Genomic DNA, 12,906 nt, shown 5'->3' with positions numbered 1-12,906 from the left:
CCGCCGGTCGCGCTCGCCCCCGTCGCATCGACGCCGGCCGAGCCCGCACAGGCGTCCGTGCCGAGTGGCGAGGCCGCGGCTATCGAGCAACTCCGCGCCGACAACCGCGCCCTCGCGGCCCAGCTGTCGACGCTGCGCACGGACTACCGGTCGATCGCGGCACGCGGGCGCCTGCAGGGCTCCGGCGCGGTCGACCCGACCCGGTTCGACGTCGAGCAGCGGCTCGCCGCGGGTGGCGGCCGCGCGGGTCGGCTCACGACACCGCACGGCACCGTCCTCACCCCGGCGTTCGTGCCCGCCTCCGGGGTCGTGCAGGCCGACGCGCTCGGCTGGCTGGGGGCGCAGGCCGTCGTGGCGGACGCGTTCGTGCTCGACGCCTCGGCCGGCGCGGACGTCGTCTCCGCGGCGGGTGGACTCGGCGCCTTCACCGGCTGGTCCGAGACCACGGTCAGCAACCCGGGCGCGGCGCTCGCGGCGCAGACCGATGGTGCCCACGTCGACGACGACGGGATCGACTTCCGCTCGCCGGTCGACGGTGCGGCGGGGCGCATCACCCCGGAGTCGGCGGTGCACACTGCACACCTGTTAGGTGTCGACGTCGCCTTCGTGCTGACGCCGCCGCTGATCCCGGCACCGTCGTCGGCCGTCGCGCGGCAGGCGGTCGACCGCTCGCTCGTGTGGGCCCGCCGTGGCCTGGCCGAGCACAACTGGGTCACCGCACAGCGCCGCGACGGGCTGTCCCTGTGGGCCGTGGTGACCGGCGGCGCGTCGGAGGATCACCGGCGCCGGGCTGCCCGCGAGCTGCAGGCGTTGCACGACGAGGACGTTCTGGCCGGTGGCCTGGGCTTCGGCGGCTACCGCATCGCGGGTATCGACCACGCGGCCGCCGAACTGGCGCTGCTGGGTGCCGCGATCGATGAGCTCGACGACACCCGGCCGCGGTACCTGCCCGGGGTCGCCGAAGCGGCCGACGTGTTCGCGGCGTTCGAGGCGGGCATCGATCTGTTCGACGGTGGGGAGCCCGCCCGGGCCGCCGCGCGCGGCGTCCTTCTGACCTCGGCCGGCCGTATCGACGTCACTCAGCCGGCCTTCCGTGCGGACGTGCGTCCCGTCGACCCCGACGCAGCGCCCGCGAACCGTGGCCCGGCTCGCGCCTACCTGCACCACCTGTTCGTCGCGGGCGACCCGCTCGCGGTGACGCTCGCGACCGCACAGAACGAGCGGTTCCTGGTGACGCTGGTCTCGGGCATCCGGGAGGCGGTCGTGGAGGGACGCTATTCGGAGTACAAGGCGGAGGTCCTGGGACGGACGTCCGCGGGCACACCGGATCGGGTGAGCCCGCGCACCTGACTCGCCCCGCACACCGCCGCCCTCGTCCCGCTCTCCGGGACGAGGGCGGCGGCGTTCGATGCGGAAGGATCGCGCGAGAAGGAAGGATCCCGCGAGAAGGAAGGATCCCGCGAGTAGAAGGACGCCACCCCCGTCCGGACGGATCCGGACGGGGGTGGCGGGGCTGCAGTGTGGTTCGTGGCTGCTAGCGGCTGAACAGCAGCGCGCGCTTGACCTCTTGGATGGCCTTGGTCACCTGGATGCCGCGGGGGCATGCGTCGGTGCAGTTGAAGGTGGTGCGGCAGCGCCACACACCCTCGGCCTCGTTGAGGATGTCGAGCCGCTCCTGGGCGCCCTCGTCGCGCGAGTCGAAGATGAACCGGTGCGCGTTGACGATGGCGGCCGGGCCGAAGTACGAGCCGTCCATCCAGTACACGGGGCAGCTGGTGGTGCAGCACGCGCACAGGATGCACTTGGTGGTGTCGTCGAAGCGGTGCCGGTCGGTGGCCGACTGGATGCGCTCGCGGGTCGGCTCGTTGCCCGATGTGATCAGGTACGGCTTCACGGCGCGGTAGGCGTCGAAGAACGGCTCCATGTCCACCACGAGGTCCTTCTCCACGGGCAGGCCGCGGATGGGCTCGACGGTGATCGTGACGTCCTTGCCCTCGCGCAGGAAGTCTTTCATCAACATCTTGCACGCGAGTCGGTTGACTCCGTTGATCCGCATCGCGTCCGAGCCGCACACGCCGTGCGCGCACGACCGACGGAACGTCAGCGTCCCGTCGAGGTAGCCCTTCACGTACAGCAGGAGGTTGAGGAACCGGTCCGTCGGCAGCGCCGGGACCTGGTAGCTCTGCCAACCGGCGGCGTCGGGGTTCTCGGGGTTGAACCGGTAGATCTTCAGCGTGACCATGGTCGCGCCGGGCGGCACCGGGGGCTGTGCCGGGCCGCTGGGGGAGGGGCCGGCGGGCTTGTTGTCGACTGCTGCAGTCATCAGTACTTACGCTCCATCGGCTCGTAGCGGGTCTGGATGACCGGCTTCCAATCGAGACGGATGTCCGAGATGAGGTCGGCACCCTGCTTGTAGGCCATCGTGTGCTTCATGAAGTCCTCGTCGTTGCGCTTGGGGTAGTCCTCGCGCGCGTGGCCGCCGCGGGACTCCTTCCGGTTCAGCGCGCCGACGACGGTGACCTCGGCGAGCTCGAGCAGGAAGCCGAGCTCGATCGCCTCGAGCAGGTCGCTGTTGAACCGCTTGCCCTTGTCGTGCACGGTGATGTGCGCGTAGCGCTGCTTGAGCGCCCGGACGTCGTTCAGCGCGTTGGTCAGCGTCTCCTCGGTGCGGAACACCGATGCGTTGTTGTCCATCGACTGCTGCAGCTCGGTGCGGATCGCCATGACGTTCTCGTCGCCGTGCTCGCCGAGGATGTTCGCCAGCCAGTCCTGGACCATGCTCTCGGGATTCTCGGGCAGCGGCACGAAGTCGTGCGTGTTCGCGTACTCGGCGGCGGCGATGCCGGCGCGGCGGCCGAACACGTTGATGTCGAGCAGCGAGTTGGTGCCGAGGCGGTTGCTGCCGTGCACGGACACGCAGGCGCACTCGCCGGCGGCGTACAGGCCGGGCACCTCGTGGACGTTGTCGCGCAGGACCTCGCCGTTGATCTTGGTGGGGATGCCGCCCATCACGTAGTGGCACGTGGGGTACACCGGCACGGGCTCCTTGACCGGGTCGACGCCGAGGTACGTCCGCGAGAACTCCATGATGTCGGGGAGCTTCTCGTTGAGGGTCTCCTCGGGGATGTGCGTCACGTCGATCAGCACGTAGTCCTTGTTGGGGCCGCAGCCGCGGCCCTCCAGCACCTCGAGCACCATCGAGCGGGCGACGATGTCGCGGGGCGCGAGGTCCTTGATGGTGGGGGCGTAGCGCTCCATGAACCGCTCGCCCTCGGAGTTGCGGAGGATGCCACCCTCGCCGCGGACGGCCTCGGAGATCAGGATGCCCAGGCCGGCCAGCCCCGTCGGGTGGAACTGGTGGAACTCCATGTCCTCGAGCGGCAGGCCCTTGCGGAAGACGATGCCGATGCCGTCGCCGGTCAGGGTGTGCGCGTTCGAGGTGGTCTTGTACATCCGCCCGCTGCCGCCGGTCGCGAACACGATCGACTTGGCGTGGAAGACGTGGATCTCGCCGGTGGCCAGCTCGTAGGCGATGACGCCGGTGGCGACCGGGCCCTCGTCCGTCTCGGTCAGGGCGATGTCCAGCGCGTAGAACTCGTTGAAGAACTCGACGTCGTGCTTGACGCAGTTCTGGTACAGGGTCTGCAGGATCATGTGGCCGGTGCGGTCGGCGGCGTAACAGGCGCGCCGGACCGGCGCCTTGCCGTGGTCACGGGTGTGGCCGCCGAAGCGCCGCTGGTCGATCTTGCCCTCGGGCGTGCGGTTGAACGGCAGGCCCATCTTCTCCAGGTCGAGCACCGCGTCGATGGCCTCCTTGGCCATGATCTCGGCAGCGTCCTGGTCGACCAGGTAGTCACCGCCCTTGACGGTGTCGAAGGTGTGCCACTCCCAGTTGTCCTCCTCGACGTTGGCGAGGGCGGCGCACATGCCGCCCTGCGCCGCGCCGGTGTGGCTGCGGGTGGGGTACAGCTTGGTCAGCACGGCGGTGCGAGCGCGCGGGCCGGCCTCGATCGCCGCGCGCATACCGGCGCCGCCGGCGCCGATGATGACCACGTCGTAACGGTGTTCCTGCATGGTGGTTTCCGTCAGTCCTCTCTGGGCCGGAGCGCTTACGCGGCGCTCGACGGGTCGAAGGTGAGCAGTGCGTACGACCCGAGGCCGACGATGAGGATCATCGAGATGACGAGCAGCGTCTTGAGCCAGAACCGCGTCTGGTCCTTGCGCGCGTAGTCGTCGATGATGACGCGCAGACCGTTGCCGCCGTGCAGTTGCGCGAGCCACAGCATGAGCAGGTCCCAGCACTGCCAGAAGGGCTGCTTCCAGCGGGCGGCGACGAAGGCGGCATCGATGCGGTGGACGCCGCGGTGATCGAGGGCCAGCATGATGAAGACGTGACCGAAGGTGAGTACCAGGAGTGCGATGCCGGACAGTCGCATGAAGATCCACGCGTACTTCTCGAAGTCGCCCGACTTCGGGCGGTGCGGCGACCGCGGGTTGTCCAGGGAGGCGGGACGGTCGTAGCTCTTCATGAGCGTCTTCGCGAGCTTGGGCTCGTTCGTGGTGGTCATGTAGACGTCCCCCTAGTTCGTGAACATGATGTAGAGGAGACGGGCTGCCATGCCGATACCGGCGCAGAGGAAGACCGCCCACACCACGACCGTCATGACCTTCTGGAACTGCACACCCTTGGACCAGAAGTCGACCAGGATCACACGCACGCCGTTCAGGGCGTGGTACAGGATCGCCATCACCAGGCCGATCTCGAGTAGGCCGACGACCGGGTTCTTGTACGTCTCGATGACGTCGTTGTAGGTGTGCGGGTTGATCCGGATGACCGCGGTATCGAGCACGTGGGCGAACAGGAAGAAGAAGATCGTGACGCCGCTGATGCGATGGAGAACCCAGGACCACATGCCTGGATCGCCGCGGTAGATGGACGGCCGGCGCGCGCTGTGCGGCGCCGGCACTTCGGTCGTACTGCTCATCGAGCGCTGCCTCCAACATCGTTGATGGACGCGGCGGGAACTGCAGTCACCGTGTGGTCGTTGACCCCGTGGTGGCGTCGGTCCCGACGTGTTCCTGAACCCACGGCATTGACCTTAAACCCATGGGAATCTGGAACCGAAACCAACGGTGCTACTACCCTGCCAGAAAAAACGCAGATTAGGATTGCCTCACCAAATCTATGGGCTAATCCATGAAGCCCGGCCCGGCATCTGACCACAGGAGTGAACCGATGCAGCAGATCGACTGGGATGCATTGCGTCACAGTGCATTCGAGGTAATGGGACGGGCGTACGCGCCCTATTCCCACTATCCGGTGGGCGCCGCCGCATTGACGTCCGACGGGCACGTGGTGACCGGTTGCAATGTGGAGAATGTCTCATACGGACTGACGCTCTGTGCGGAGTGCGCACTGGTGGGTTCCCTTGCCATTTCGGGTGGGGGCCGCTTGATCGCGTTCTCGTGCTGCAATGCCAATCGTGAGGTGCTGCTACCGTGCGGCCGCTGCCGGCAGGTGCTGTACGAGTTCGGGGGCGGCGATCTGCTCGTCGACCACCGCGCGGGCCCCGTACCGTTGCGGCAGCTGCTCCCCGACGCGTTCGGCCCGGACGACCTGGCCGAGGTCGACGGTGCCCACCGTGCGGCGGGGGACCGCCGGTGACCCTCAGCGGCGGCGCAGGGCCACGACGGGGATCGTCCGCGTGGTGCGTGCCTCGTACTCCTTGAATCCCGGTGCGGCAGTGGTGAACCGCTCCCACGCAGCATCCCGGTCCGCGCCCTCGAGCACCTCGGCACGCACGGCCACCTCGCCGTCGTCCGGGGTCTCGATGGCTACGTCCGGGTGGGCGCGCAGGTTGTGGTACCAGGCCGGATTGTCGGGTGCGCCGGCCTTGGACGCGGCGATGAGCCAGGTGTCCGGGTCCGCGCGGATCGCCATCAGCGGCGACACCCGCTCGGTCCCACTGCGCGCACCGGTGTGGTGCACCAGTACCAGATTGCGGCCGAAGCCGTTGGCCTCCACGGTGCCGCCGCTGCTGCGGAACTCGTCGATGATCTGCTGATTCCAGTCATTCCACTCGGACACGGGGTTCTCCTATTCAGGGATTCATCACTCGGACCGGCGCCCCGGCGAGGAACGCGCGGATGTCCTCCACCGCATCCTCGTAGAACACGCGATACTGCTGCTCGGTCACGTAGCCGACGTGGCCCGTGAGCACCGAGTTCGGTGTGCTGCGGAGCGGGTCGTCCGCGGGCAGCGGCTCGAGGTCGAACACGTCCAGCGCCAGGCGGATCGCGCCGCGCCCGGCGGCCTCCGCCGCCGCGGCCGTGTCCAGCAGCCCGGCGCGAGACGTGTTGACCAGCAACGCACCAGGTCGCATCCGGGCGATCTCGGCCCCGCCCACCAGTCCCCGCGAGCGCTGCGACAGCGCGTAGTGGATGCTCACCACATCGGACCGCTCGAACAGCTCCGCCTTGCCGACCGCCCTGGCTCCGCCCTGCGCCGCTCGCTCGGGGGTGAGATTGGTCGACCACGCCAGGACGTCCATCCCGAAGGCCGCCCCGACCCGGGCGACGCGGGTACCCAGGTTGCCGAGGCCGACCAGGCCGAGCGTCGCCCCGTCGAGTTCGGTGCCGATCGTGGTCTGCCAGGCGCCCGCGCGGAGGTTCGCGTCCTCCTCGGGGACGTGCCGTAGCGCCGCGAGGATCAGGGCCCACGTGTGTTCCGCGGCGGCGGCCGGTCGGTAGCCGGTGCTGCACGCGGTGATTCCGCACTCGCGGGCCGCCTCCAGGTCGATCGCCGCGTTCCGGCGCCCGGTCGAGACCAGCAGGCGCAGGTCGGGCAGCCTGCGGAGCAACTCGGCGGGGAAGCGGGTCCGCTCGCGCATGGCGACCACGATCTCGAATCCGGCGAGCTGCGCCGCGGGATCGCTGAGGGGCCGGTCGAACACTGTCGTCTCCACGCCGAGCCCGGCGAAGTCGCCGAATTCGGTGGCCACGCGCTGGAAGTCGTCGAGGATCGCTACCCGCACACCGGCGACTCTACGTGCGTGGGCCTCCACGTGGCCCGGTGTGCGGTAGTTTCGCGCTATGGCTTCGGCTCCGCTCGACCTCGAATCCATCCGGCAGGCACCGAAGGTGCTCCTGCACGATCACCTCGACGGTGGGCTGCGGCCCGACACCGTCCTCGAGCTCGCGGAGCAGACCGGCTACCGCGGACTCCCCGCTCACGACGCGGCGGGCCTGGGGGTCTGGTTCCGCGACGCGGCCGACTCCGGCTCGCTCGTGAAGTACCTGGAGACGTTCGAGCACACCGTCGGCGTCATGCAGACGCCCGAGGCGCTCGCCCGGGTCGCCCAGGAATGCGCCGAGGACCTCGCGGACGACGGTGTCGTGTATGCCGAGGTCCGGTTCGCGCCCGAGCTGCATATCGAACGGGGCCTGTCGCTCGACGAGGTGATGGAGGCGGTGCTCGACGGATTCGCGTCGGGGGAGAGCGCGGCGCGGACGGCGGGGCGGCCGATCGTGGTCCGCTGTCTGGTCACGGCGATGCGGCACGCCGCGCGTTCCCGCGAGATCGCCGAGCTGACGGTGCGGTGGCGCGACCGCGGCGCCGTCGGCTTCGATATCGCCGGCGCCGAGGCGGGCTTCCCGCCCAGCCGGCACCTCGATGCCTTCGAGTACATGCGCAATGCGAGCGCGCCGTTCACGATCCACGCCGGCGAAGCGTTCGGACTGCCCTCGATCCACGAGGCCATCGCGTTCTGCGGCGCCGACCGGCTGGGCCACGGCGTGCGGATCATCGACGACATCACCTTGCCCGCCGGGGTGTCCGCAGACAGCGACGACCTGTCCGGGGCCGTCCTGGGGCCGATCGCCGCCCGGGTGCGCGACGCCCGGATCCCGCTGGAGCTGTGCCCGTCGTCCAACGTGCAGACGGGCGCGGTGCCGTCGCTCGAGAAGCACCCGTTCAACATGCTCGCCCGGCTGCGGTTCCGGGTCACCGTCAACACCGACAACCGACTGATGAGCGACACCACTATGAGCCGGGAGATGCTCAAGCTGGTCGAGACCTTCGGCTTCACGTGGACCGATCTGCAGCGGTTCACCATCAACGCGATGAAGTCGTCCTTCCTCCACTTCGACGAGCGGCTGGCGATCATCGACGACGTGATCAAGCCGGGATATGCGGTGCTGCTCGGGTAGTGGTTACCGCCGCGGGTCGGGTACGCGCTCGCTGGGCTTCGCCCGCTCGCCTATCGGCTCGGGGCTGCAGAATCGCTCGCGCGCACCCACCGACCCGCGGCTCGTCCGGCTCTCCTTCGTCCGGCTCTCCTTCGTCCGGCTCTCCTTCGTCCGGCTCTCCTTCGTCCGGCTCGCAGCCCCGTTCTGTGCACACCGCGACCGAGGCCGATTAATGACTGTATGCCCGAATCGAAACCCGCCCGTTTGATATGCATAGCATGCGGCAACTAAACTGCCGATCAGATATTTGCTTCTCCGAAGGGAAATATTTGTCCAAGGAAACCATTCCGGCTCAGCGGGAGGTGCCCGCCGACGTGGCGGCGGTGCAGTACGACCTCATCCGCATCGTCCGTACCCTGCGGGTTCGGGCTGGTCGGGACGCGCTCGCGTCGGGTGCGGCGTCGGCGCTGTACACGGTGGTCACCAATGCGCCGATTCGCACGACGGAGCTGGCGGATCGCGAAGGGGTTACCACCCCGACCATGTCGCGGGTGGTCGCCGCGCTCGAGAAGAGCGGAATGGTCGCGCGTACGGACGATCCGACGGATGGTCGGGTGACGCTGTTGGTTGCCACTGCCGACGGCGAGGCGTACGTCCATGGCAAGACCTCGGTCAAGGCGCAGATGCTCGCGACGGCCCTCGACAGCCTCGACGCGGATCAGCGCGTCGAGCTGACGCAATCGTTGGGCCGGCTGGGTGACGCGGTCGCGGCGGCGTGCGACGCGGCCGCCTGCGAAGCGGCGGCGTCGGACGGTGTCGCACCGGCCGAGCCGGGCCGGCGGCGCACGGAACGGCCACCCGGGCGCCGCGCCGACGAATAGTCGGGGCGCAATAGCGCGCGGGGCGGGGAACGGCGCGGTACAACTTAGGGGTACCGAGCCACATCCTCACCATCAGCCACAAGAGTGCAGTCGATCGCAGTGCCGCGGCCGGGCGCACGGACGACTACGACCAGTACAGGGTTCACAAGAGTTTCAAGGGAGCGAGGAAGGCAGATCATGGCAAACGATGGGCAGGATGCCGCAATCGGCCGGGTTTCGGGCATGGTCCGGCGTGCCGACGGCACGCCGGTCCCCGAGCCGACGGTCACGGTCATCGACCCCAGCGGCCGGCAGGCCGCCCGGGTGGTCGGCGGCGCAGACGGTTCGTTCGCGTTGCAGGTGGGTATCGCGGGGCACTACGTGTTGGTCGCGTCCGCCGAGGGCTACGAGCCGTCCGCTGCCGCGGTCATCGTCGGTGCCACCGAGGCGCGCATCGAGGTGGTCCTCGGTCGGCTGCTCGCGGTGAGCGGCATCGTCATGGAGGCGTCGCACGGGCAGCCGATCGCGGGTGCCACCGTCACCGTCACCGACCTGGGGGGCAACCTCAATCGCGCGGCGGCGAGCGATCCGCGCGGTTCGTTCGAGATCAGCGGCCTCGCGCCGGGGCAGTACACCCTGGTCGTCACGTCCGAGGGGAGTGAGCCGAGCGCCCAGACGATCACCGTCTCCGGCGATGCGCCGACCACCGTCACCGTCGTGCTGCACACGGTCGCCGAGCTCACGGGTACCGTGACCGACGGTTCCGGCGGCGTACCGGTCGCGCACAGCCAGGTCGTGCTCCTCGACGTCGGCGGGCAGATGGTCGCGAGTGCGGTCACCGACGAGACCGGCGCCTACCGCTTCCCCACCGTGATCCCGAGCGACTACACGGTGATCGCCAACGGCTACGCGCCGGTCGCGGCCACCGTCAACGTCAGCGGGGGAACGGTCGTCGACCAGCAGTTCGTTCTCGGCGCACGGGCAGCGGGCGCATGAGCGGCGGGCTCGCGCTGAAGATCACCACCGCCTCCGGGATCGGCTACGGCGGCGCCGTGGTGACCGTGATGTCGATGGCGGGCGAGCAGGTCGGTCGGCTCGAGTCCGACGGTGACGGCATCGCGAAGGTCGACTCGCTCGCTCCCGGCACGTACACCGCCGTCATCACCGCTCCCGGCTTCGAGCCGCAGGCGCGGGTCGCGCTCGTCACCGCGGGCGGTACCGCCCGGCTCGGCGCGATCGCGCTGGTCCGCTCGGGCGCGGCGCCGGTCCCGTCGGCCGGCGACTGGCAGATCGACCCGGTGCACTCCACCCTGGAGATCAGCGTCAAGCACCTGGGCATCTCGAGCGTCAAGGGCCGCTTCCACGACTTCAGCGGAACCATCCACGTCGCCGACCCCGTGGAGGTGTCGAAGGTGGACGTCGAGATCAAGGTCGCCAGCCTCGACACCGACAACAAGATGCGCGACGGGCACCTGATGTCGGACGGGTTCTTCGACGTCGAGGCGCACCCGATCGCCTACTACCGCAGCATCGCGGTGGCGGGGCCGATCGACGAGGTGTGGACGGTGCGGGGGAGGCTCGAGCTGCGCGGCGCCGAAGTCCCTGCGGACCTGACGATGACCTACCTCGGCGAGACGCCCGACCCGTGGGGCGGTACCCGGATCGGGTTCCGCGCCTCCACCGAGTTGAAGCGGGGCGACTTCGGGATGACCTTCAACGAGAAGCTCATCAGCGGTGTCGCCCAGATCGGTAGTACCGCCCACCTGGACATGGAGATCCAGGCCGTCCGTGCCGACAGTGTCGCCGCCACGTGAGATTCCAGTGCTTCGGATCAGTAGATCTCGGAATTGATACATCTAGCGTGATTACAGGAGAGAGCGTTGTCTGAAGACACGATCGCCGCGGCGCCACCCAAGCCGCCACGGCGTAAGAAGAACCACGTATACACCATCGAAGAGCTCGGTCCCAAGTACAAGTGGATCGCGCTGTCCAACACCACGCTCGGAATGTTGATCGCCACGATCAACAGCTCGATCGTGCTGATCGCCCTGCCCGACATCTTCAAGGGCATCCACCTCAACCCGCTGCAGTCGGGCAACACCAGCTACCTGCTGTGGATGATGATGGGCTTCCTCGTCGTCACCGCTGTGCTGGTGGTGAGCTTCGGCCGCCTCGGTGACATGTTCGGTCGCGCCCGCATGTACAACATGGGCTTCGCGGTGTTCACGGTGTCGTCGATCTTCCTGGCGATCACGTGGTTCGACGGTGGCGGCGCGGCGATCTGGATGATCGCCTGGCGCGTGGTGCAGGGCATCGGCGGCGCGTTCCTGATGGCGAACAGCTCGGCGATCCTCACCGATGCGTTCCCGGCGAACCAGCGCGGCCTGGCGATGGGTATCAACGGTGTCGCGGCGATCGCCGGCTCGTTCCTCGGTCTGCTGGTCGGTGGCCTGCTCGCTCCCGTCGAGTGGCACCTGATCTTCCTGGTCTCCGTCCCGTTCGGCGTCATCGGCACGGTCTGGGCATATCTCAAGCTGCACGACACCGGGATCCGCCGGAAGGCCCACATGGACTGGTGGGGCAACGTCACCTTCGCCGTGGGCCTGATCGCGATCCTGGTCGGCATCACCTATGGCATCCAGCCGTACGGCAGCTCCAACATGGGTTGGACCAGCCCGTGGGTGCTCACCGCGCTGATCGGTGGCGTCGTGGTGCTCGTGGTCTTCGTGGGCATCGAGCTCAAGGTCGCCAACCCGCTGTTCGACCTCAAGCTGTTCCGGGACCGCTCGTTCGCGTTCGGCAACCTGGCCAACCTGATGGCGTCCATCGGCCGTGGTGGTCTGCAGTTCATCCTGATCATCTGGCTGCAGGGCATCTGGCTGCCGCAGCACGGCTACGACTACTCGCGCACCCCACTGTGGGCCGGTATCTACATGGTGCCGATGACCATCGGCTTCCTGCTCAGCGCTCCCGTGTCGGGCGCGCTGAGCGACCGGTTCGGCGCGAAGTGGTTCACGTTCACCGGTCTGGCCCTCACGGCCGTCACGTTCGGCCTGCTGATCGCGCTGCCGGTGAACTTCAACTACTGGGCGTTCGCGGCGATCCTGCTGGTCAATGGCATCTCGATGGGCCTGTTCGCCTCGCCGAACCGCGCCGAGGTGATGAACAGTCTCCCGGCCAACTCCCGAGGTTCCGGCGCCGGGATGATGACGACGTTCCAGAACGCGGCAATGGTGCTGTCGATCGGCCTGTTCTTCTCGCTGATGATCGCCGGTCTGTCGAAGAACCTGCCGTCGGCCATGTTCAACGGCCTGACCTCCAACGGCGTGGCCGCAGGTTCCGCGCACGACGTGGCAAACCTGCCCACCGTCGGCGTCCTGTTCGCGGCCTTCCTGGGCTACAACCCGATCCAGGAGCTGCTCAAGGGGCACGTCGACAACCTGTCGCAGGCCAGCCAGAACCACCTGTTCGGCCTGGACTTCTTCCCGCACCTGATCTCGGATCCGTTCTCGGACGGCCTCACCGCGGCGTTCACCTTCGCCCTGATCTGCTGCGCGATCGGCGCGATCGCGTCGATATTCACCGGCGGCAAGAAGGGCCCCGCGGCCATCGAGACGGTCGGCGACGAGCTGCTGGCCGTGGCGGGCGACGCCATCGGCGTCCCCTCGGCCCTGGCAGAGGAGGCGGAGGCGTCCGCCGCCGCGACCACGGCGGTGTTCGCGACCCCGGCGGCCGGATCGCTCGCGGGTGCGACGGTGCCGCTCGCTGCCTCGGCTCCTGCCGCGCCGGTGGCCGAGGTCACCGGGCCGCGGTCGATCGAGGGCCGCGTCCTGGACCTGACCGGCGGCGCCGTGCCGGG

General features: G+C 68.7%; 13 protein-coding genes. 7 read left to right on the top strand and 6 right to left on the bottom strand.

What is annotated here, in order from left to right:
• On the top strand, positions 1 to 1,350 hold a 1,350-nt coding region (locus tag ABD908_RS24120), incomplete at its 5' end, for a tRNA-guanine transglycosylase (protein WP_345000834.1).
• Between the two features lie 184 nt (positions 1,351 to 1,534).
• Here ABD908_RS24120 and ABD908_RS24115 read toward each other — a convergent pair.
• From ABD908_RS24115 to sdhC, 4 genes are read right to left on the bottom strand one after another with little or no spacing between them, the layout of a single operon-like run.
• Positions 1,535 to 2,323: a succinate dehydrogenase iron-sulfur subunit gene (locus tag ABD908_RS24115; protein WP_345000832.1), complete on the bottom strand. Its 789-nt coding sequence runs from the start codon at positions 2,321 to 2,323 to the stop codon at positions 1,535 to 1,537.
• A complete protein-coding gene (sdhA, locus tag ABD908_RS24110; protein WP_345000829.1) occupies positions 2,323 to 4,074 on the bottom strand; it encodes a succinate dehydrogenase flavoprotein subunit in 1,752 nt (583 codons plus the stop codon). The genes ABD908_RS24115 and sdhA overlap by 1 nt, the downstream gene beginning before the upstream one ends.
• A 35-nt stretch (positions 4,075 to 4,109) precedes the next feature.
• The gene (locus ABD908_RS24105) at positions 4,110 to 4,568 is read right to left on the bottom strand and encodes a succinate dehydrogenase hydrophobic membrane anchor subunit (protein ID WP_345000827.1); all 459 of its coding nucleotides are present in this window, start codon (positions 4,566 to 4,568) and stop codon (positions 4,110 to 4,112) included.
• Positions 4,569 to 4,580: 12 nt separating this feature from the next.
• Positions 4,581 to 4,985, bottom strand: a complete 405-nt coding sequence (gene sdhC, locus ABD908_RS24100; RefSeq protein WP_345000825.1) for a succinate dehydrogenase, cytochrome b556 subunit — start codon at positions 4,983 to 4,985, stop codon at positions 4,581 to 4,583.
• Positions 4,986 to 5,236: 251 nt separating this feature from the next.
• On the opposite strand from sdhC, the gene ABD908_RS24095 reads away from it, so the two are divergent.
• Positions 5,237 to 5,665: a cytidine deaminase gene (locus ABD908_RS24095; protein ID WP_345000823.1), complete on the top strand. Its 429-nt coding sequence runs from the start codon at positions 5,237 to 5,239 to the stop codon at positions 5,663 to 5,665.
• A 3-nt stretch (positions 5,666 to 5,668) separates the two neighbouring features.
• Here ABD908_RS24095 and ABD908_RS24090 read toward each other — a convergent pair whose 3' ends face one another.
• Complete coding sequence (locus ABD908_RS24090; protein WP_345000821.1) at positions 5,669 to 6,088, bottom strand: nitroreductase/quinone reductase family protein; 420 nt, start codon at positions 6,086 to 6,088, stop codon at positions 5,669 to 5,671.
• Positions 6,089 to 6,101: 13 nt separating this feature from the next.
• Positions 6,102 to 7,034 carry a D-2-hydroxyacid dehydrogenase family protein gene (locus ABD908_RS24085; protein ID WP_345000819.1) on the bottom strand — a complete coding sequence of 311 codons (933 nt, stop codon included), beginning with the start codon at positions 7,032 to 7,034 and terminating at the stop codon, positions 6,102 to 6,104.
• A 58-nt stretch (positions 7,035 to 7,092) separates the two neighbouring features.
• Between ABD908_RS24085 and ABD908_RS24080 the strand changes: the two genes are divergently transcribed.
• The 5 genes from ABD908_RS24080 to ABD908_RS24060 form a co-directional block, all read left to right on the top strand.
• Entirely contained in the window at positions 7,093 to 8,208 is a 1,116-nt protein-coding gene (locus ABD908_RS24080) for an adenosine deaminase (RefSeq protein ID WP_345000817.1), read from the top strand.
• Positions 8,209 to 8,465: 257 nt separating this feature from the next.
• On the top strand, positions 8,466 to 9,068 hold the full coding sequence (locus ABD908_RS24075; RefSeq protein ID WP_345000815.1) for a MarR family winged helix-turn-helix transcriptional regulator: 603 nt from the start codon (positions 8,466 to 8,468) through the stop codon (positions 9,066 to 9,068).
• 177 nt (positions 9,069 to 9,245) lie between these two features.
• Entirely contained in the window at positions 9,246 to 10,043 is a 798-nt protein-coding gene (locus ABD908_RS24070; protein ID WP_345000813.1) for a carboxypeptidase regulatory-like domain-containing protein, read from the top strand.
• The gene (locus tag ABD908_RS24065) at positions 10,040 to 10,861 is read left to right on the top strand and encodes a YceI family protein (protein ID WP_345000811.1); all 822 of its coding nucleotides are present in this window, start codon (positions 10,040 to 10,042) and stop codon (positions 10,859 to 10,861) included. Before ABD908_RS24070 ends, ABD908_RS24065 begins: the two co-directional genes overlap by 4 nt.
• Before the next feature lie 192 nt (positions 10,862 to 11,053).
• Positions 11,054 to 12,906: MFS transporter (locus ABD908_RS24060; protein WP_345000836.1), on the top strand; the 1,853-nt coding region annotated here is incomplete at its 3' end.

Origin of the sequence: Tsukamurella soli (assembly GCF_039541155.1) — a bacterium.
Taxonomy (GTDB): domain Bacteria; phylum Actinomycetota; class Actinomycetes; order Mycobacteriales; family Mycobacteriaceae; genus Tsukamurella; species Tsukamurella soli.
Note: the sequence above shows the minus strand (reverse complement) of the source record. Positions and strands in the feature narration are given on the sequence as shown.

What these genes read in the sequence shown, in the direction of transcription:
- sdhC (WP_345000825.1), bottom strand. Translation starts at nt 4,985, where the DNA reads ATGAGCAGTACGACCGAAGTGCCGGCGCCGCACAGCGCGCGCCGGCCG.
- ABD908_RS24080 (WP_345000817.1), top strand. Translation starts at nt 7,093, where the DNA reads ATGGCTTCGGCTCCGCTCGACCTCGAATCCATCCGGCAGGCACCGAAG.
- ABD908_RS24115 (WP_345000832.1), bottom strand. Translation starts at nt 2,323, where the DNA reads ATGACTGCAGCAGTCGACAACAAGCCCGCCGGCCCCTCCCCCAGCGGC.
- ABD908_RS24065 (WP_345000811.1), top strand. Translation starts at nt 10,040, where the DNA reads ATGAGCGGCGGGCTCGCGCTGAAGATCACCACCGCCTCCGGGATCGGC.
- ABD908_RS24070 (WP_345000813.1), top strand. Translation starts at nt 9,246, where the DNA reads ATGGCAAACGATGGGCAGGATGCCGCAATCGGCCGGGTTTCGGGCATG.
- ABD908_RS24075 (WP_345000815.1), top strand. Translation starts at nt 8,466, where the DNA reads ATGCGGCAACTAAACTGCCGATCAGATATTTGCTTCTCCGAAGGGAAA.
- sdhA (WP_345000829.1), bottom strand. Translation starts at nt 4,074, where the DNA reads ATGCAGGAACACCGTTACGACGTGGTCATCATCGGCGCCGGCGGCGCC.
- ABD908_RS24105 (WP_345000827.1), bottom strand. Translation starts at nt 4,568, where the DNA reads ATGACCACCACGAACGAGCCCAAGCTCGCGAAGACGCTCATGAAGAGC.
- ABD908_RS24095 (WP_345000823.1), top strand. Translation starts at nt 5,237, where the DNA reads ATGCAGCAGATCGACTGGGATGCATTGCGTCACAGTGCATTCGAGGTA.